Annotated in this window: 14 protein-coding genes; 13 read left to right on the top strand and 1 reads right to left on the bottom strand. The window is 51.9% G+C overall.

The genetic code is table 11. From position 1 onward, the window contains the following. Window positions 1–256 precede the first annotated feature (256 nt). From AC0LWM_RS18775 to AC0LWM_RS18760, 4 genes are read left to right on the top strand one after another with little or no spacing between them, the layout of a single operon-like run. Entirely contained in the window at window positions 257–1,414 is a 1,158-nt protein-coding gene (locus AC0LWM_RS18775) for a Gfo/Idh/MocA family protein (RefSeq protein ID WP_474676517.1), read from the top strand. A gap of 31 nt (window positions 1,415–1,445) precedes the next feature. After that, window positions 1,446–2,378 (top strand): ABC transporter permease, encoded by a 933-nt coding sequence (locus AC0LWM_RS18770; protein WP_474676630.1) that lies wholly within the window; start codon window positions 1,446–1,448, stop codon window positions 2,376–2,378. An 18-nt stretch (window positions 2,379–2,396) separates the two neighbouring features. Beyond that, window positions 2,397–3,281, top strand: a complete 885-nt coding sequence (locus tag AC0LWM_RS18765; protein ID WP_474676516.1) for a carbohydrate ABC transporter permease — start codon at window positions 2,397–2,399, stop codon at window positions 3,279–3,281. Window positions 3,282–3,328: 47 nt separating this feature from the next. Then, window positions 3,329–5,017 carry a type 2 periplasmic-binding domain-containing protein gene (locus tag AC0LWM_RS18760; RefSeq protein WP_474676515.1) on the top strand — a complete coding sequence of 563 codons (1,689 nt, stop codon included), beginning with the start codon at window positions 3,329–3,331 and terminating at the stop codon, window positions 5,015–5,017. Window positions 5,018–5,076: 59 nt separating this feature from the next. Here the strand turns inward: AC0LWM_RS18760 and AC0LWM_RS18755 are convergent, their stop codons facing one another. After that, entirely contained in the window at window positions 5,077–5,967 is an 891-nt protein-coding gene (locus AC0LWM_RS18755) for a helix-turn-helix domain-containing protein (RefSeq protein ID WP_474676514.1), read from the bottom strand. A gap of 293 nt (window positions 5,968–6,260) precedes the next feature. Here AC0LWM_RS18755 and AC0LWM_RS18750 point away from each other — a divergent pair, with 293 nt between their 5' ends. From AC0LWM_RS18750 to AC0LWM_RS18710, 9 genes are all read left to right on the top strand, one after another. Further along, entirely contained in the window at window positions 6,261–9,227 is a 2,967-nt protein-coding gene (locus AC0LWM_RS18750; RefSeq protein WP_474676513.1) for an extracellular solute-binding protein, read from the top strand. Beyond that, on the top strand, window positions 9,220–10,182 hold the full coding sequence (locus AC0LWM_RS18745; RefSeq protein ID WP_474676512.1) for a carbohydrate ABC transporter permease: 963 nt from the start codon (window positions 9,220–9,222) through the stop codon (window positions 10,180–10,182). Before AC0LWM_RS18750 ends, AC0LWM_RS18745 begins: the two co-directional genes overlap by 8 nt. A 6-nt stretch (window positions 10,183–10,188) precedes the next feature. Then, window positions 10,189–11,064, top strand: a complete 876-nt coding sequence (locus AC0LWM_RS18740; protein WP_474676511.1) for a carbohydrate ABC transporter permease — start codon at window positions 10,189–10,191, stop codon at window positions 11,062–11,064. A 20-nt stretch (window positions 11,065–11,084) separates the two neighbouring features. Beyond that, window positions 11,085–12,551 (top strand): hypothetical protein, encoded by a 1,467-nt coding sequence (locus AC0LWM_RS18735; protein WP_474676510.1) that lies wholly within the window; start codon window positions 11,085–11,087, stop codon window positions 12,549–12,551. Then, window positions 12,551–13,159 (top strand): YIP1 family protein, encoded by a 609-nt coding sequence (locus AC0LWM_RS18730; protein WP_474676509.1) that lies wholly within the window; start codon window positions 12,551–12,553, stop codon window positions 13,157–13,159. Before AC0LWM_RS18735 ends, AC0LWM_RS18730 begins: the two co-directional genes overlap by 1 nt. A 17-nt stretch (window positions 13,160–13,176) precedes the next feature. After that, entirely contained in the window at window positions 13,177–15,603 is a 2,427-nt protein-coding gene (locus AC0LWM_RS18725) for a DUF5696 domain-containing protein (protein ID WP_474676508.1), read from the top strand. Window positions 15,604–15,605: 2 nt separating this feature from the next. Continuing rightward, window positions 15,606–16,478, top strand: a complete 873-nt coding sequence (locus AC0LWM_RS18720) for a carbohydrate ABC transporter permease (RefSeq protein ID WP_474676507.1) — start codon at window positions 15,606–15,608, stop codon at window positions 16,476–16,478. A 4-nt stretch (window positions 16,479–16,482) separates the two neighbouring features. After that, a complete protein-coding gene (locus AC0LWM_RS18715) occupies window positions 16,483–17,484 on the top strand; it encodes a carbohydrate ABC transporter permease (protein ID WP_474676506.1) in 1,002 nt (333 codons plus the stop codon). Between the two features lie 111 nt (window positions 17,485–17,595). Beyond that, entirely contained in the window at window positions 17,596–19,035 is a 1,440-nt protein-coding gene (locus AC0LWM_RS18710; RefSeq protein ID WP_474676505.1) for an extracellular solute-binding protein, read from the top strand. Window positions 19,036–19,073: the final 38 nt, after the last annotated feature.

The raw sequence follows: 19,073 nt of genomic DNA, 5'->3' as shown, positions 1-19,073 counted from the left end.
CGATCAGCCGTACGCTGCGGAAAGATTAACGAACCATCGAAGCGGAAGTGTACTAAGCCGTGCCCCCAAAAGCTTCATCTTGGCAGGGGCAGTCATTAATGTAAACAGGTGCGAAAACGCTTCAATCGAAGCTTTTGTTAAGCGTAGAGAGAGCCTCGATCTCAGCTTTCTTATGCCTTTTGGACAAACGTTAACGTAAATTGTGCCCAAACTCTTGCCCATAATTTTGTGTCCAGAACAGGGGAGGAACACCAGGATGGATCAAATCAGAATCGGTATGATCGGCGCAACGGGCCGAGGCGGCATCGCGAAATATTGGCACAAGCCGGGAGGAAAATCGATCGTTGTCGGAGGCATGGACGTATACCCGGAACGTCTCGCGCAATTTCAAAAAAACATCAATCCAGAAGCGTTCATCACGACGGATTACCGTGAACTGCTGGAGCGCAAGGACATTGACGCGATCGCCGTCACTTCGCCGGACTTCTGCCACGAAGAGCACGCGATTGCCGCACTGGAAGCGGGCAAGCACGTCTTTTGCGAGAAGCCGCTCGCCATCACGGTGGAAGGCTGCGACCGCATCCTTGCCGCCTGGAAGAAGTCGGGCAAGCATCTCATGTCGGGCTTCAACATGCGCTACATGAACATGTTCCGTACGATGAAGGAAATCGTCGACTCCGGCACCATCGGCGAAATCAAGGCGGTTTGGGTGCGGCATTTTGTCGGCTACGGCGGCTATTTCTATTACCACGACTGGCACGGAAATTCAAAAAACTCGACCTCGCTTCTGCTGCAAAAAGGTTCTCACGATCTCGATATGATTCATTGGATCACCGGCAAATATACGAAGAAGGTATCCGCCTTCGGCAGCCTCGACTTCTATGGCGGCGACAAGCCGAACGATCTCGTATGCAACGACTGTGGAGAGAAAGATACGTGCACGGAAGCCAGCTTCGACAAGCTGAACCAATGCGCATTCCGTGAAGAGATCGACGTCGAGGACAACAACATGATCATCATGGAAATGGAAGGCGGCATCAAGGCGTCATACCTTCAATGCCACTTCACGCCGGATTATCATCGCAATTATACGTTTATCGGAACGGAAGGACGCATGGAAAACGACGAGCTGACGAACAAAATCATCGTCAAAACGCGCCGTTCCAACACGATGCGCCAATATGCCGACCGTATTTATGAAGTGAAAGCGGCTGAAGGGACACATGGTGGTGCCGATCCGAACATTTGCAAAGACTTTGTCGACATGATTCTGTACGGCAAAGAGCCGATCGCCACTCCGCTGGCCGGCCGGATGAGCGTTGCCGTTGGCTGCGCCGCCACCGAATCGATCCGCTCCGGCGGCCGTGTCGTGAACGTTGCTCCGATTCCCGATTTTATGAAAGAGGGTCGATGAGAAGTTGGAACAAGCCACGCCTAAACTGACGATCAAAAAGGAACGTCGACGCACGGCGCCTTCACCGCTGCTGAAATCGGTCAAACGCAACTGGGATTTGTACTTGATGATCCTTCCTGTAATCGCTTTCTTCATCATCTTTTATTATTTGCCCATGTACGGGGTACAAATCGCCTTCAAAGATTTTTCAGCCTTCAAAGGCATATGGAACAGTCCGTGGGTCGGCTTCAAGCATTTCGAGCGGTTTTTTGACAGCTATTATTTTTGGCGACTCATCCGGAACTCGTTCCTGCTCGGCGTTTATTCGTTGGCGGTCGGCTTCCCGATCCCGATCATTCTCGCTTTGATGCTGAACGAGGTCAAATCGAACCGGTTCAAAAAATTCGTGCAAACGATCACCTACGCGCCGTATTTCCTATCCACCGTCGTCATCGTCGGCATGCTGTTCATCTTCCTGTCGCCGAGAACCGGTCTGGTCAACCATATCATTCAAGCGTTCGGCGGAGACCCTGTCGCGTTCATGACAAGCGCCGGATGGTTCAAGACGTTATACGTGTTTTCCGACGTATGGCAAACGGCGGGCTGGAGCTCGATCATTTATTTGGCGGCGCTGTCCGGCATCGATACGCAGCTTCACGAAGCGGCCAAAGTCGACGGAGCCACGAAGCTGCAGCGCATCTGGCACATCAATATCCCGGGCATCATGCCCACGATCGTTATTTTGCTCATTCTGAATTTGGGCTCGGTGCTGAGCATCGGCTTCGAAAAAGTGCTCCTGATGCAAAACAACCTGAACATGTCGGGTTCCGACATTATATCGACGTACGTGTACCGCAGCGGGATTTTGGATGCGCAATACAGCTTCTCGACCGCAGTCGATTTGTTCAATTCCGTCATTAACTTCGTCTTGCTCGTCACGGTCAATTATGTGGCCCGCAAAGTGAACGATACCAGCTTGTGGTAAGGAGAGTAGAATAACGCTATGGGATTGCAAAGCCGTGGAGACCGTTTTGTCGAAATCGTCAACTATATCCTGCTCGCGCTGATCGCCGTTGTTGTCATTTACCCGTTGGTGTTCGTGCTTAGCGCATCTTTTTCGAAATCGGAATTTGTGCTGCGTGGCGAAATGTGGCTGTGGCCTCAAGGGCTTAACATCGACGCGTACACGAAAATTTTTCAAAACAAAGATTTGTGGATCGGCTACAAAAATACGATTTTGTACACTGTTGTCGGTACTTCCATCAACCTGCTCATGACGATCATCGCAGCTTATCCGATGTCGCGCAAAGATTTTAAAGGCCGGAATATCGTGATGGGGATGATGGTGGTCACGCTATTTTTCAGCGGAGGCTTGATTCCGACGTACCTGCTTATCAAAAAATTGCATTTGCTCAATACATTCTGGGTCATGGTCATACCGAACGCCGTATCCGTCTGGAACATCATCATCATGCGCACGTTTTTCCAATCCAGCATTCCGCACGAAATTCAGGAGTCGGCGATGATGGACGGCTGCGCCAACTGGCAAATCCTCGTTCGGATCGTGCTTCCGTTATCGATGCCGGTCATTGCGGTTATGATCCTGTTTTACGCAGTCGGCCATTGGAACGCGTTTTTCAACGCTTTGATTTATTTGAACGATAAAGACAAGTTCCCGCTGCAGCTGATCTTGAGGGAAATGCTCATCCAGAACACGATGAAGGACATGGCGAAGCTGATGAAGGAAGCTGTAGCGAAGCAAGCGATGAGCGTGGAGGGCATCAAATACGCGATTATCGTCGTGGCCAACCTGCCGGTATTGCTGCTATATCCGTTCTTGCAGAAATATTTCGTGAAAGGCGTAATGATCGGGGCTCTGAAGGGCTAATCCAGCACCTTTTGACCATATGAAAACATTGATGGAGGGGTATCGACATGAAAGGAAGAAAGTTCAGTCTACTGATGCTCGTATTTGCTCTGATGCTTTCGCTTCTTGCGGGTTGCGGCAGCGATTCCGACAAGTCGGCGGAAAACAAAGACTCGGGCAACAAAGACGCCACGACCGACACACCCAACAAGGACACGGCGGCAACGGATACGCCGGCGGCAGGTGGGGACAATGCCGGCGGCTTCCCGATCGTCAAGGACAAAATCACGATTAAAGGCTTCGGCTCCAAGCTGTATGATTTTGCCGACTGGAACACGCTGAAGCTGTGGCAGGAATACGAGAAGATGACGAATATCCATATCGATTGGGATGTCGTATCGCAATCGAACCTGAAGGAAAAACGGAACATCGTACTCGGTGGCGGCGATTTGCCGGACATGTTCTTCGCAGCGGGCATCCCGCGCGCGGACCTGATCAAATACGGGCAAGAGGGCGCGTTCCTGAAGCTGAACGATTACATCGACAAATATGCGCCGAACTTCAAAGCGATCATGGAGAAATATCCGCTCGTCAAAAAAGCGATTACGATGCCGGACGGCAGCATTTACGGCATGCCGACGATTTACGATCCGGAGTTCAAGTCGCTGTTCTACGGTACGCCGTGGATGAAGAAGGAATGGCTGGATAACCTCGGATTAAAAGAACCGACGACGCTTGACGAATTCTATAACGTATTGAAAGCGATCAAAGAGAAGGATCCGAACAAAAACGGCAAGCAGGACGAAATCGGCTGGGGCAGCGGCTACGGCGCAGACGGTCTGATCAGCTTCCTGAAAGGGTCGTTTGGCCTTGGCCTGCACGGCTCCACGCATCCTTACGTAGACACGGATCCAAGCAGCGGCAACCTGCGCTTTATCCCAACCGATCCGCGTTACAAAGAAATGCTCGAATACGCGCACAAGCTGTATAAGGACGGACTGCTCGACAGCGAGCTGTTCACGCTGAACGGCAAAGATACGGAATTTACGTCCAAAGCTTCGACAGGCGTTTATGCATTCCTGGATAGCGTCGATCCGACGGCCGTATTCAACCAGAACGGCTACATCGGCACACCGGTGCTGCAAGGACCGCATGGCGATCGACTTAATACGATGCTTGGTTCCCCTGTAGGCGGGCTTGGCATGTTCGTGCTTACGGCCAATAATAAATATCCGGCCGAAATGGTCAAATGGATGGACTACTTTTACAGCGACGAAGGCGCCAAAATGTTCTTCCTCGGCTGGAAGGACGAGACGTACAAAGAATTGCCGAACGGCGAGTTCGAATATACGGACGAAATCACGAAAAATCCGAAAGGCTTGACGCTCGACCAAGCGATCAGCCAATATCTGATGTGGCCGGGCGGTTACTACCCAGGGATCGTTAAACAGAAGTTTTTCAAAGGCGCGGAGGGCCGTCCGACTTCGGTCGACAACGCAACGAAAGCGGAGCCGTTCACGATCAAGATCGACGATGTATGGCCATCGTTCAACTATACGGCCGAAGAAACCGAAGAGCTCACGACGATCGCCAACGACATCACGACGTATGTCGGCGAAATGAGAGACAAATTCATCATCGGCGACGAGTCGTTCGACAAGTGGGACGAATATGTGGAGACGATCAAGAACATGAATCTTGACCGTTACATGGAGATTTACAAGCAAGCATACGATCGTTATATGAGCGACAAATAAGCGAGTAAACATAAATAGAGAAAAAGGACGGAAGCACTAAGGCTTCCGTCCTTTTATTTTCATAAGGACAAACAATACTTCGGCCTGAACTGCTGGGGCGAAGTGCCCGTCCAGCGCTTGAACTGCCTGCTGAAATGGCTGAGCGACGAGAACCCGAGCTTTTCCGCAATCACCTCGATCGTCAGATCCGAATCGATGAGCAGCTCCTTCGCTTTGGTCAGCTTCAGCGACGTGAGGTATTGTCTGGGAGCGACGCCGTATATTTTGGTAAACACTTTCGTACATTGCCCTCTGCTTAAGCCGACGTTGTCGGCAATATCTTGAACGGATACGACATCATAGATGGACTCGTTCAACAATTCCGCGATTTTGTGGGCCAGCTCTACCTCTAACGGGCTTGCATCCTGCCGCTTCTGCTGTTCCAAGTTTTCCTGTTCGAAAATGCTTATGATTTCCTTCAAGATGAGAAAGACGATCGCTTGAAGACCGAGTTTATCGCTGCTGGATGTATGCAGGAACGAAGGCTTTTTTGTTGTTGGCGCTTGAATAAGGCTGTTTTGAATGACCGCTTCAAGTTGATCAAGAAATTGGGGGAGCCGGGTTCTCTCGGCCGTTTCCTTCGATACCATGTCTGATACGGAGGAAGTTAATGCTTTCCGGACATCCAGGTCGTCGATATCGAAGTGGATGACAAGAAGCGTGGAAGGCGAATCGGATTCGTTCTTTGTACGGTGATTGAGGCCGGATTTGATCATCAGCCAATCGCCTGCTTTCAACCGGCAGGGCTTTTCCTGAATCCAAACCGTTGTTTCCCCCGCCCAGCAATAATTCAGCTCGAAGATGGGATGATGCTGGTTCGGGTAAACATATCCTGGCTCCAGGACAATTACATGAGAGCTTCGTATGTACAGTGTACTCGTCAGGTTGGGAAACTTGATATAAATCTCCATCGCTTCAACTCCTGTGCATCTCATTTCAAAAAAGTTCCAGAAACTGATTCCTATTATACCATGGGACCGGACATTCCTGAATACAATTGGTCAAAAAGAGGAGCGATTTTGACATGGATTTAGTATTGAGATTTTGAGAAGATAATTATATGTTTTGTATCCGCTTACAGATCGGGATGACTTATGGGCCTGATGCTCATCCCGACCGTTTGAATGCACTGTTCGTACAATATAACGAACGAATGTGCGCTAAGTAAAACAAATCGATATTTGGCACGAAGAGGGGGAAACCGGTGGTTCGAAAATTTCGCAAACAAATACCGAAGCTGTTGCTCATGGCAATCGCCGTTTCGTTGTTCGCCTGGTGGTTTTATTCAAGAAAAGCGGACTATACGGCGCTGGCGGATATTCCCGAATATAGCAATGTCGATGCGCAGTCGATTTTGGCCGGGGAAGACATGAAGTCGAAGCTGGAGCCTTCATATTTGAAATACGTCAAACAGTTGCAAAATGAAGGAAAACAGGATACCGAGAACGTGAACATCGTCATTCCGGGAGCAGACTATATGGCGGTCAGCGATTTTGGCGCGGGCAAGCAGGATTCACTTGGCGGTCGTACCGGAACTGCGCTTGCCCAAACAGACGAAAACAGCTGGGTTGAATACGCCGTAGACATTCCGCAGGACGGGTTTTACCAGATCGGAATGACTTATTATGCGATGCCGGGCAAGCGAGCTTCTATCCTGCGAAGCCTGCAAATCGACGGCAAGTATCCGTTCTTTCAGGCCAAAATGATCGACTTCAAACGGATGTGGAAGGAAGCGGGTGAACCTTGGAAAGACAATCAAGGCAACGAATTCAATCCGCGCCAGGAAGAAGTCCTGGGCTGGCAATTCCGTGAATTTCGCGATGGAGAGAGCAAGGTGGCTGAACCTTTGCGGTTTTATTTGACCCAAGGAAAGCATACGATTCGGCTGACGGCGATCCGGGAGCCGGCGGCGATCGGAGAAATTCGCGTTTTTTCTCCGGAGAAGCTGCCTGAATATGCAGAAGTACATAAACAAGATACGCAGCAAGGACATCAAGCCTCAAAAGAAAAACTGCTGAAATTCCAAGCGGAGCAAGCAGTATTGAAGTCCGATCCGACCTTGCGCAGGCAGGAGGACCGCAATCCGGCATCCGAGCCGTATGACGGCAATAAGAGCATACTGAACGTATTCGGCGGTTCAGGCTGGCGCAAAGGCGGACAATGGGCCGAATGGGAAATCGACGTTCCCGAATCGGGGTTGTACAACATCGGAGCCCGGTATTCCAACCCTTACTTGAACGGCATTCCGGTACAAAGGAAGGTTTCGATCGACGGCAAAATCCCGTTCGCCGAAATGAACGCGGTCGGGTTTGAATACGGCAGCGGCTGGCAAATCGCCGGATTCGGCGGCAAGGAGCAGCCGTATGAGATTTATCTGGAGCAGGGAAAGCACCGCATTCGGATGGAAATGCAAATCGGCTCGCTCGGTGAAGTGTTCGAAATCATCCAGCAAGTGACGCAGCACATGTCGCTGCTGCAGCGAGAAATTTATCTCGTGACGGGAACGAATCCCGATCCGAACCGCGATTACGAGCTCAAGAAAAGCATCCCGAATTTAATTCCAAGACTGAACTTGATGGCGAAGGATCTTCAAGACGGCATGAAGCTGCTTTATTCGCTTGGGGTCGATCAGGACAGCTCCCAGGTCAGCACGCTTGGCATGGCGCGCGACCAACTGCTTGATATGGCGAAGAAACCGGAGTCGATTACGGCCAGGCTCGATCAGTTTTCCGACAAGCAGGCGGAGCTTGGGACGTGGATGACTTCGCTTACCGGGCAAGGGCTGCTGCTCGATTATTTGATCGTGAAGTCGCCGGAACAGCCATGGCCGGATGCGAACAAAGGCTGGGCTGCTCAAAGCTTGAACTCTGTGGATGATTTCCTATTGTCGTTCCGCAAGGACTACGGCGGCATCGGGAACCGGTATGGGGAACAAGACAAAGTGCTTGACGTTTGGGTTGCCCGTGGACGCGAATGGGCGAACATCATCAAGCGGATGACGGACGAGGATTTTACGCCGAAAACCGGAATCAAGGTGAACATCAACGTCATTCCGGCCGGAGCGATGCATCTGCTTATGCTGTCCAGCACCGCCGGACTCGCGCCCGACGTCGCGCTTGGAGTACAAGCGGACATTCCGATCGATTACGCGGTCCGGAATGCCGTAGTCAACCTGGGCGAGTTCAAGGATTATGACGAAATCGCTGCACGGTTCCGGCCGGGGGCGCTTATTCCGTATCAATACAATAACGGGCATTATGCGCTGCCGGAAAATCAAAACTTCAGCATGCTGTTTTACCGCAAAGACATTTTGCAGCAGCTTGGCGTTGAGAAAGCGCCGGAAACGTGGCAGGACATTATGGATTTGATTCCGCTCCTGCAGCAGAACGGCATGGACTTTTATTACGGGCATACGCCGGACGATTTCACCCCGTTCCTGTTCCAGAACGGCGGCGAATATTACCGCGAGAACGGCAAATATTCCGCGCTTGACACGCCGGAAGCCCTCAAAGCGATGAAGATGTGGACGGACCTGTTCACGAATTACAAAATCAACAAAAAAGCGGACTTCTATAACCGGTTCCGGACTGGAGAAATGCCGATCGGCATCGCCGACTACTCGACGTATATTTTGTTGTCCACGGCGGCCCCGGAACTGACCGGATGGTGGGAAATGAAGCCGATGCCGGGCATCCCGGGCAAGGACGGGCGAATCAACCGCTCGACGGGCGGGGCAGCACAAACCGCGGTTATATTCAAGGATACGGAACTGAAAAACGAGGCTTGGGAGTACTTGAAATGGTGGACCAGCGCCGACGTGCAAGAGCAGTTCGGCTCCGAGCTGGAATCGATTCTCGGCGTCGAAGCGCGTTGGAATACGGCGAACGTCGAGGCGCTGAAACGGCTGCCATGGTCTTCTCAGGATATCGATTCCGTACTGAAGCAGTGGGATTGGTTCAAGGAACGCGAGATCGTCCTTGGCGCTTATTTCACGACACGTCATATTACGAATATGTGGAACGAAATCGTGCTGAACGGAAAAACGGTTCGCGAAGCTGTCGAAGACGGTATCAAGGAAATCAACAAAGAGCTGCGGAAGAAACGCGAGGAATTCGGACTCGACAAAACGGAGCAGCAAGTAAACGCGAAGGGGGCGGCAGCCGGTGAGTGAAATTACGGCAGAGACGAAAGCAAGCGGGCGGGTGCGCCCCGTCCGGACGGCTTTCAAGCTGCAGGGGATATGGGCGGACATCGTACGGAACCGGGTATCGTTTTATTTTCTCGCTCCGTTCATGATCCTGTTCCTGGTATTCACGGTCATTCCCGTGTTGACGGCGTTTGGGCTAAGCTTCACTTATTTTAATATTCTGGAGCCTCCCAAATGGATCGGCCTGTCGAACTACCGGCTGCTGTTCATTGATGACGACATCTTCTTGACTGCGCTTGGAAACACGTTGAAATTCGCAATCGTCACCGGACCGGTCGGTTACGCCATGGCGTTTCTGCTCGCCTGGCTGATCAGCCAAATTCCGCAGAAATACAGGTTTTTCTATACGCTCTGTTATTATACGCCGTCGATCGCAAGCGGAGTCGCAATGACCGTCGTCTGGCAGTACTTGTTTTCCGGCGACCGCTACGGCCTGCTCAACTATTGGCTGCTGAAGCTTGGATTTATCAATGAACCGTGGCAGTGGCTGGAAGACGTCAATACGATTCTGCCGATCATTATGATCGTGTCGCTTTGGATGAGCATGGGAATCGGATTTCTCGCCTTCCTGGCAGGTTTGCAGAACGTCCCGCGCGATATGTACGAAGCCGGCGCAATTGACGGCGTCAAATACCGCTGGCAGGAACTGTGGTACATAACAGTTCCGGCGGTGAAGCCGCAGCTGCTGTTCGGCGCGGTCATGCAGGTGGTCGGGGCACTCAACGTGTTTAGCGTCAGCGTCGAGCTGGCGGGCATGCCGAGCCCGTTATACGCCGGGCATACGATTTTGACTCACCTGCACGATTATGCGTTTATTCGTTTTGAAATGGGCTACGCTTCGGCGATCGCCGTTGTTTTGTTCTGCATGATGGTCGGCTTGAACCGATTCATTTTCAAATGGCTTGGAAACAAGGAGTGATCGTTGTTGGCAACATTATCGGGTTCCATGGTGAAAGGCAGAAGAGTGGACTGGGGGGGGATCATCCTCTATTTGGGATTGACCTGCTTTGCGGTGCTGATGGTGGCGCCCCTTGTTTATCTCGTTTCAACTGCGTTCAAACCGCTCGAAGAACTGTTTTTGTTTCCACCGAGGTTTTTCGTCATCAACCCGACGTTGAAAAATTTCAACGATCTGCTGATGATCACAGGGGCATCCACGGTGCCGTTTTCGCGGTACATTTTCAACAGCCTGTTTATTACGATTGCCTCCGTCAGCCTAGGGGTCGTCATTTCGGCGATGGCCGCTTATCCGCTGAGCAAACATCCGATGCCGTTTCGCAAACAGATCTTTTCTATGATCATCCTTGCGCTGATGTTCGCTCCGGCGGTGACGCAAATCCCGCAATATCTTGTCATCACCAAACTTGGTTTGATGAATACGTATTGGGCAATGATCGTTCCCGGCTTGGCGGCCCCAGTATTTTTGTTCCTGACTAAGCAGTTTTTGGATCAAATTCCCGATCCGCTGCTGGAAGCGGCCAAAATCGACGGCGCGCGGGAAGCGGTTATTTTCTGGAAAATTGTCATGCCGATGCTGAAGCCCGCTTTATCCACGGTTGTGTTGCTCAGCTTCATCAGCACCTGGAACGATCCGGGCCCGGCCATGCTGTTCACGACGTCGGAAAGCATGAAAACGTTGCCGTACGCGTTATCCACGATCAGCGGAGGGACGGGAGTCATCGCCCAAGCCGGAGCCGGTGCGGCGGCGGCATTGCTCACGGTTATCCCAAGCATCGTCATGTTCGTCATTTCGCAGCGGATGGTACTCGAGACGATGGCCCATTCGGGCATTAAAGATTAACGCGTAAGGAGCCGAATTTCATGAAACGATCGACTTCGAAATGGGCAATGGCCTTGCTGATGATGCTGGTGCTGCTCGGGCTGCCGAACGAAGCTGCGGCCAAAAGCCCGTACAAAGGTTATACCTATAGTCAGTCCGAGGATACCCCGCTTTCGATCAACGGATATTTGTATCGCGATTCGATCGAAGGTTACGAATGGGAGGCCGGTCCGCTCAAGGGACCGGAAGATCTGTTCATCGCCGGAGACGAAACGATTTATGTGGTCGACGGGGGCAATAACCGGGTCGTTCATTTCGACAAGAGCAAGCGCTTGCTCGGTATTTACGGCGATCCGGAGGGCAAAGGGCTACTGAACGGCCCGAAAGGCGTTTACGTCACAGGGGAAGGCGAAGTATACGTCGCCGATACGCTGAATCATCGGATTGTCGTGTTCAGCCGGGACGGCAAGTTCGTCAAGGAATTTGCCGCTCCGCAAAGTCCGCTGCTTGGCGCGGACTTCGTTTATTCGCCGTCCAAGCTCATTATCGATAAACGGAACTATATGTTTGTCGTAAGCGAAGGCGCATACCAAGGCTTGCTGCAGATCGACCCGAACGGGGTTTTTAAAGGTTTTTTCGGCGCCAACCTGCTAGGCTTCAGCTGGGAAAAAACGTTCGTGAAGTTCGTTGCCACGCAAGAGCAGAAGGAGCAGATTTCGAATGAAAAGCCTCCGGAATTTTCGAACTTGATTCAAGATCAGGAGGGCTTCGTCTACACGACGACGCTAGGCATTCCGACAAACCAGGTGAAGCGGCTGAGTGCCGTCGGCGTCAATACGCTGGCGGACATCGAATACGGCGACCATCATATGGCCCGCCGCAACTGGGAGAAGCTGTTTCCGACGTTCGTCGACGTCACGGTTAATGACAAAGGCGTATTCACCGCTCTGGATCAAACGACAGGCAGAGCGTTCCAATACGACAAGCTCGGCAATCTATTGTTCATTTTCGGCGGCATCGGCGAGCAGGACGGGTTGTTCAAGACGCCTTCCAGTATTGCGGAGACGAAGGACGGAACGATTTATATTGCCGACAGGACGCGAGGACGGATCGACCGTTTCCGGACGACGCCGTTCGCGGATAAGGTGCACGAGGCGACGGATTTGTACGTGGACGGAGATTACGAGAAGTCGGCTAAACCGTGGCGCGAAGTGCTGGACATGAACAGCAACTACGATTTGGCTTATAAGGCGATCGGCAAGGCGCTGTACAAATCCGGGCAATACCGCGAGGCAATGGATTATTTCGAATTGGCCAAGGCGCGCGACGATTATTCGGCTGCGTTCCTGGAATATCGCAAGCAGTATATGCGGCAGAACTTTGCCTGGATCGCGGTCGGGGCGGTTGCGCTATACGTGCTGCTCAAAATCGGCTTCCGTTTGTACCGGAAATGGAGAAGCAAGCGCGTCCAAACGAAAATCGCGGTATCGGAAGGGGGAGGCGCTTGATGAATACGGTGCGGCTGGCAAAACTGGCGCTGCTTCACCCGATCCAATTTTTCGAGGATATCCAGGAGCGGGCCAAATGGCACCAAGCTTTTGTCATGATCGGTCTCGCGATTTTGGCTCATTATCTTTCCTTGACGTTTTCCGGCTTTTTGTTCCAAACGCGGGAGCCTTACCAAGTATCGATCTTGATCGAAGCGTTATGGATTGTCGTTCCTTGGCTGACCTGGTCGGTCACGAATTGGGGCGTCAGCACCATCATGGACGGAGAGGGCAAGTTCAAGCAAATTTTCGTAGGCAGCTCGTTTACGCTGATGCCGTACATTGCCTTGTCGGTGCCGGTGGCGCTGTTGAGCAATCTTCTCTCTAAATCGGAAGCGAGTATATATAGCGGGCTGGAATCGTTCATGTTCGTTTGGATCGTCTTCTTAATTCTGATGCAGGTCAAAATCGTTCACGATTTTACGTTCGGCAAAATGTTATGGATCACGTTCCTGACGATCGTCGGCATGTTCATCATTTGGTTTATCGGACTGCTCTTGTACGGGCTGATCAACCAGTCGATCCAGTTCGTGATCGGGATCTATAAAGAAATCAACTACCGCTTGTAGGGAGGGGAGTACAAACGATGACGAATAAAGTGAAAAAAATCGTGGTTTCCGCCGCAATGGCCATCCTGTTTTTCGCGACGGCCTCCCCGTATTTCTCGCAAGCGGAAGACGGCGGGGCCGGGCAGCAGGCGTCCTCCGATACGGCAGGGCAAAGCTCGGACCAGGTGGCGGTGGCGGCAGTGGATCAGACGGCTGGAGGAGAGGTGGCAGCAGGCACGGCCGGTGAGCAAAGCACGGATCCGGCTCCGGCGGCGGCAGGGGAACCTGCAGCGGACGCCGGGAATCCCGGAACGACCGGGAAGCAGGATGCTCCCCCTGCAGTTAACCCCGCCGCGTATAAGCCAACAACGGCGAAGAAGAAGGTCGCCGAAAATGCGAATTATGATCTATTTATGGACGAAAAAACAGGACAAATTCGTCTGGTCGGCAAACGCAGCGGCAACGAATGGGGAGCGCCACCGGTGGAGAAAAAGATGCCCCCGGCCAATCAGAAGTATATCGAGTCTCCGGTCCATATCCGCTATACCGAAGGCGGTGACGTGCGCCAGACGTATCCTTCCAAAGAGAAGGAAACCAAAACGACCGTGAAGACGACCGATCAAGGGGTCTTGGTGCAATACGAGCTCAAGGAGCTTCAAATCGATTTTGCCCTGGAATATAAGCTGCTTGACGAAGGGATCGAAGTCCGTATTCCGTTCCAATCGATCCATGAGAAAGGCAAGGCCAGGCTGATCAGCCTGGAGCCGTCGCCGTTCTTCGGCGCAGCGCCGGAACAGTCTAAGGGAGCGATGTTCATTCCCGACGGTTCGGGAGCGCTCGTCAAGTTCAAAACGAATCATCCGACCTATTTCGAACCGTACAGCGAGCGAATTTACGGCGGAGATCAGGCCTTTATGACGACTGTATATAAGCAGGTCACCTACAATAAAGGCGAGCTGGAGAGCTACGGCCCTCGCGAAGCGGCTGCGCTGCCGGTGTTCGGAATATACAGGGATGCAACCGCGTTCCTCGGAATCGTCACCGAAGGCGATGCGGACGCCAAAATCAACGGAACGCCGTCGGGCATACGCAATATTCCGCTGTACCGCACTTCGGCGGAATTGATTTACCGCAACAGCGACATCGTATTTATCGGCGGCTCCGGGGAAATTCCGCTTGCGCAGCGAGAAATGATTCCCGGCGACCGGGCCGTTCGGTTCGTGCTGCTGGAGGGCGCTCAGGCGGACTATGTCGGCATGGCCCATGCTTACCGCGACTACTTGATCCGCGACAAAGGCATCAAGCCGGTTGAGGACCAACGGTCTGTCCTTCAACTGAGGCTGTTTGGCGGAGTATTGCGCAAAGATATGATCGGCAATACGTTTGTTTCGATGACGACGTTCGAGCAAGCGAAGGAAATTTTAGATGCTTATATCGCGGGCGGAGTGAATTCAATCGAGGTTACGTATGAGGGATGGTCGAATGACGGCATTTTCGGCAACGCTCCGAATCATTTCCCGGCAGAAAGCAATCTCGGCGGCAACCGCGGTCTGGAGGCGCTGGCCGCTTACGCCAAGGAAAAAGGCGTCCGGCTGTACCTGAAAACGAATTACGTGAAGCCCTATGAGAGCAGCGATTCGCTCAAGACGTCCCGGGACGCGATTCGGGGGCTCAACAAAGAAGTGATGGAAGTCAGAGACCCGTGGGTGACGACGAATCAGCCTTCGTGGAAGCTGTTTTATTATTTGAAGCCGAGTCGGGTGTACGACGAATACATCGCCGAAGAAGCCGGCAAACTCGCCGAGCTCGGCGTCGGCGGCATTCATATGCAATACTTGGGCGACACGCTATATTCGGATCAAAGCTCGGATACGCCGTACAGCCGCAAGCAAACGATGGAAACGTGGACGAAAGCGTTGGATCTGATGCGTTCGCAAACCGGACGTGTCGCGGTCGACTACGGCTTCGCTTATGCGCTTGGTCACGTTGACCGGATCGACGGCGTTCCGCTGGATTCCAGCCATTATACGTACGAGGACGGCTCCGTGCCGTTTTACCAAATTGCTTTGCGAGGCCTCGTTCCTTACACCGGCGATCCGTCCAATTTGCAGGACGATCCCCGCATATGGAATCTTCGGCTTCTCGAATACGGAGCGATGCCGAGCTACTCGCTGACTTATGAGGACAGCTCGCTGCTCAAGCGGACGATGGTCGACTGGCTGTTCAGCTCGGACTACCGCAAGTGGGTGAAGCCGTCGATCGATCAATACCGGAAAATATCCGAGGTGCTGGATTTGGTGCAAGGGCAGGAAATTGCCAATCACGAACAATTGGATACTTATGTGTACCGTACGACGTATGCAAACGGCGTGCAAGTTACCGTAAACTATGACGGCGAGCCGGCAAACGTCGGGGGCGATGTCATCAAGCCTTATGACTACATGGTCCGGAAAGAGGGAAGCTAGCGATGAAAAAAAGACCCGGTCTTACGATGAGGGCTCGCCATATCGCCCAAGGATATTCGTTTATATCGATCTGGATCGTCGGTTTCTTCCTGTTTATGGCCATTCCGCTATTCAAATCGCTCATGTATTCGTTTCAGGATTTGAAAATCATGACAGGCGGTCTGGAAGCGACCCAGGTCGGGCTGAAACATTACGATAATGCGTTTACGGTTGATACGTCTTTTGTTCCGAGACTCATTACGGCGTTCACGAACATCGTTATACAAGTCCCGCTAACACTCGTTTTTGCGATGTTCAGCGCGCTGCTGCTAAACCGCAAGCTGTTCGGCCGCATCGCATTTCGCGGAATTTTTTTCCTGCCTGTCATCATTGCGTCCGGGGCCGTGCTGAAGAAGCTGATGGGGCAAGGGGCGACGCGGCTTCCGATCTTCGACCAGGTGGATCTTGTCGGCAAGCTGATCGATTACGTGCCGGGGCAAATTTTGTTCCCGCTGCTGAAAATGATGGATGCGATCACGCTCATCATGTGGGATTCCGGCGTTCAAGTCCTGATTTTTCTCGCTGGCCTGCAAAGCATCTCTACCACATTGTACGAAGCGGCCAAATGCGACGGGGCGACTCCATGGGAAAGCTTCTGGAAGGTGACATTTCCGATGATCACGCCGATGATTCTCGTCAATACGCTGTACAGCCTCGTGAGCTCCTTCACGAAGGTGGATAACGGCGTGATGGATTATATCCAATTCATCGTGTTCAACAAAAACGATTACGGCTACGCTTCCGCGCTCGGCTGGATTTATTTCATCTTTATATTTCTCGTGATCGGCATCGTGTTTTTGATGTTCCGCGGCGCTTCGGCCGACGAAAGGAGGTAACGACATGACGATCAATCGAGATGCAGTTGCGACGCAGGTTTCCGCGTTCAAGCGGATTGCAGCGGATAAAAGAGCGGCTGCGGATCCGCTTCGGCGTGCGGCAGCGCGGCGAGCAAAAACGCTTGTATCCCAGCTGTTCGTTTATTCGGTATTGCTTAGTCTCGCATTCGTCTTCATTTATCCGGTGCTGTTTATTTTCAGCAAATCGCTCATGCAGGCCGGCGACGTTACCGACGCGACCGTTAAGTGGATCCCGAAGCAATTGTCATTTGACAATTACGTCTATGCGTTCAAGCAGCTTGATTTTTGGAGAAGCTTCACCAACAGTACGATCATCTCGCTTGGCGGCGCCGTTGTGCAGATCTTAAGCTGCGCTGTCGTCGGTTACGGCTTTGCCCGTTTCCGATTCCCGGGGCGAGGCTTGTGGCTTGCGCTTGTCTTGTTTACGTTCCTAGTACCGCCGCAAACGATTATCGTTCCGCTGTTTTTGCAATTCAGCAATCTGGGTTGGCTGAATACGTATTTCCCGTTTATCGTGCCGGGGCTGTTCGGCCACGGACTGAAAGGCGCGTTGTTCGTCCTGATCTTCATTCAGTTTTTTCGTAAGCTGCCGAGCCAGCTCGAAGAAGCGGCGCTCATCGACGGGGCGGGGGCGTTTCGGACGTTTCGCTCCATCATGTTTCCGCTCGCGCGTCCGGCGATGCTTGTCGTGTTTTTGTTTTCGCTCGTATGGCATTGGACCGATACGTATGAGCCAACGATGTATTTGATGGACCCGGCGAAGTTCAACATTTCGCAGCAATTATCGATTCTGAACGGAGAAGGCCAAGAAGAAGGGGCCAAACAGCTCGCCGCAACCAAATCCGTCATCGGCGAACCGCCAACGAAAGTGAACCGCGTGATGGCCGGGACGTTGTTGTCGATATTGCCGATCCTGGCACTCTACTTGTTTACGCAACGTTATTTTGTGGAAAGCGTGGAGCGAACGGGAATTGCGGGCGATTAACCAACCTGAACCGTATTAAAGGGGGTGGTGCCGCTTCATTCAGCGGGTATTTTAGGGACAGCAGTCGAGTCATGAAAAGGGGTTAGGATATTGAACTTAGGGAGGATGAATATGAAAAAGTTATTGCTTTTATCGTTAGTTTCCATCATGTCGCTTGCTATAATTCTTTCCGGATGCGGCGGCAAAGGTTCCGATTCCGGGAACACGAACACGGATACGGCCGCTCAAAAAGACACTACAGATAATGCAAAGACTGACGATAAGACCGCAAAGGAAGATACCGAAAAAACAGCTGACACGGAATCCCAAGACGATGCGGCCAAAACGGATACGGTAAATACGGAACTGTCAGGCGAGATTACGCTTTGGAATGGCCTTGGAAAAGACGACAAATCGTTTGATGACGTGATCGTAGGCTTTAATAAAAAATACCCGAACATTAAAGTAAACAATCTTAAAAACGGCACTCATTACGAAATCGCCAACAAAATGAAAACAGCGATTGCCGCCGGATCGGGCGCACCGGATGTTTCGACGATGGAACAAAGCTATTTCAGCAAGTTCAATGCGACCGACGCTTTCGTCGATTTGCTGCAGCCTCCGTACGACGCCAAACGGTATGCAGGCGATTTTTCGGATAACATATGGGAGAAGTTCCATTCGCTTGACGGTAAAAAGCTGATTGCGATTCCAATTGATGCTCCTCCAGGCCTCATGTACTACCGGGCAGACATTATGGAGGAGAACGGATTCCCTTCCGATCCGGATGAGCTGGCGACCTATATGGAAGATCCGGACAATTTGATGAATATGGCCCAAACGTTAAAAGCACAGGGCAAATACATTCTTGAGTATGACTCTGAAATTTTGGACATGATGAGCGACTCCAGATTTTTCGACAAACAACTGAACTACAATCACACGGGCGATAATTATATTAAAGGTTTGGATTTGTCCAAGAAAGTCAAGCAGCTTGGCCTTGCTGCCAATTTCCAGGGCGACGCATGGAACCAGGCGCTGAACAACGGCAAGCTTGCAATGATCTGGAGCGCTTCCTGGTATTTGAACGGCCTTAAGATAGACTCCAAAGACAATGCGGGCAGATGGCGCGCGACCCGTCAGCCGCTGAACACGTATTCGGTTGGCGGAGGCTCCGCGCTCGTCATTCCTTCGCAAAGCAAAAATAAAGAGTTGGCATGGGCATTTGTCGAATATGCTTTGCTCACGCTTGAAGGCCAAAAAGCGCAACTTAAATACAATTCGCTCCCTGCTTTTAGACCTGCGCTGCAGCTGCCGGAAATTACCGAAAGCGAAGACGCGTTCTTGGGCGGACAAAAAGTGTTTGCGCTATTCGCCTCGTTAGTAGATAAAATGCCACCGGATTATCCGTCTTCCCTGGAAGGAGCTGCATGGAAGGTATGGAGTGCAGGGATCGAAAAAGCGATGAAAACGAATCAGGATTCAAGAGCGGCGCTGCAGCAAATTGCGGATGACGTTGAGAAGGCGGTTGCGAAGGACAAAGCAGAGTTGCTGAAATCGATCGGTCAGTAATATTCGGAGTCCTTTATCGTTAACAAGCACGGAATCAT

This window comes from Paenibacillus sp. sgz302148, assembly GCF_056120465.1.
This window is presented reverse-complemented; position numbering and strand designations above follow the sequence as displayed.

Excerpts from the sequence above, each read along its gene's own strand:
- AC0LWM_RS18725 (WP_474676508.1), top strand. The coding sequence starts at position 13,177 with ATGACGAATAAAGTGAAAAAAATCGTGGTTTCCGCCGCAATGGCCATC.
- AC0LWM_RS18715 (WP_474676506.1), top strand. The coding sequence starts at position 16,483 with ATGACGATCAATCGAGATGCAGTTGCGACGCAGGTTTCCGCGTTCAAG.
- AC0LWM_RS18755 (WP_474676514.1), bottom strand. The coding sequence starts at position 5,967 with ATGGAGATTTATATCAAGTTTCCCAACCTGACGAGTACACTGTACATA.
- AC0LWM_RS18735 (WP_474676510.1), top strand. The coding sequence starts at position 11,085 with ATGAAACGATCGACTTCGAAATGGGCAATGGCCTTGCTGATGATGCTG.
- AC0LWM_RS18775 (WP_474676517.1), top strand. The coding sequence starts at position 257 with ATGGATCAAATCAGAATCGGTATGATCGGCGCAACGGGCCGAGGCGGC.
- AC0LWM_RS18720 (WP_474676507.1), top strand. The coding sequence starts at position 15,606 with ATGAAAAAAAGACCCGGTCTTACGATGAGGGCTCGCCATATCGCCCAA.
- AC0LWM_RS18765 (WP_474676516.1), top strand. The coding sequence starts at position 2,397 with ATGGGATTGCAAAGCCGTGGAGACCGTTTTGTCGAAATCGTCAACTAT.
- AC0LWM_RS18760 (WP_474676515.1), top strand. The coding sequence starts at position 3,329 with ATGAAAGGAAGAAAGTTCAGTCTACTGATGCTCGTATTTGCTCTGATG.
- AC0LWM_RS18710 (WP_474676505.1), top strand. The coding sequence starts at position 17,596 with ATGAAAAAGTTATTGCTTTTATCGTTAGTTTCCATCATGTCGCTTGCT.
- AC0LWM_RS18730 (WP_474676509.1), top strand. The coding sequence starts at position 12,551 with ATGAATACGGTGCGGCTGGCAAAACTGGCGCTGCTTCACCCGATCCAA.